Genomic DNA, 946 nt, shown 5'->3' on the forward strand with positions numbered 1-946 from the left:
GTCCCTTGCCCAAACGGTGCCCTTAGCTCCATCTCAAATAGGCCATCAAAGGTCTTGCCTCCGACCGAAAAGCTCTTCTCACCACCAAACATATGACCTTGGATATCGTCCAGAGTGACAACCTCGTTGTCCTCAGGATTGATCAGGGTCATCTTGATCACGGCTGGTTGCTTTGCGCGCTGGATTGAGAGAACGCCCCCTCTACCATCGAGAAACCCGATCTCTTGAAATAGCGGGGAGCCTTCAGCGACGACACCCTGTGCAGGCAAATGCACATCTCGACCGTGATCGAGGAGATCTTTCATTGCCCCGATCCACTCTTCAGAGCGTGTTCGTTCGATCTTTAGACGGAAAGGCACGGACTCCTTCACATGCAGCTCAACCCGCGTTCCTCGGCTGTCATGGCTGGTCTTAACGTTGAACCGTGGATCAACGCCATTTAGCAACTGTTCCGTAGCTGCATGCACGTTGGAAATCGCGGAATGCCGGAATTTCTTTGGCATCCCTCCAAGCGCCGAAACCAGCTGATCCCGCGCATCACCCTCACTTGGGAGGCGTTTTCCAACCTCCGCCAAGGCGCTTGCTTCAGCGCTTACTTTCCATTTGTGCAGTAAGGCAACGGGATAGCGCGTCTCGTCTACATCAATCACAACTGCGCAGTTCGAACACAGCCAGATCGCGTTGGAAATTGACTTACGCTCTGCAGAAGGCATCTCAGCGCTGTATCGCGGCCCACCTTCCGACGCGGCGCATATATGGGCAGCCTTCCCGATATTAGTGGGTTTGTCATCAGAATCATTACGGGGTGCACTTGTCGGCACACGGCAGTCCGGGTTTGAGCAGCGATGTGCCACACGGTCGCGCAGCTTYCGAATGAGCGTAGGACTGAAATCATCTTGTCTCTTCATCCGGCACTTCCCTCAGGCGATTTTGATTGGCAGGCAAC

At 54.3% G+C, this 946-nt stretch carries 1 pseudogene; it reads right to left on the reverse strand.

What is annotated here, in order from left to right:
• Positions 1-713, reverse strand: a pseudogene (locus AC1DU6_RS33005) (hypothetical protein); the annotation flags it as partial.
• Between the last annotated feature and the right edge of the window lie 233 nt (positions 714-946).

It is taken from the genome of Roseateles sp. P5_B10 (assembly GCF_056400485.1).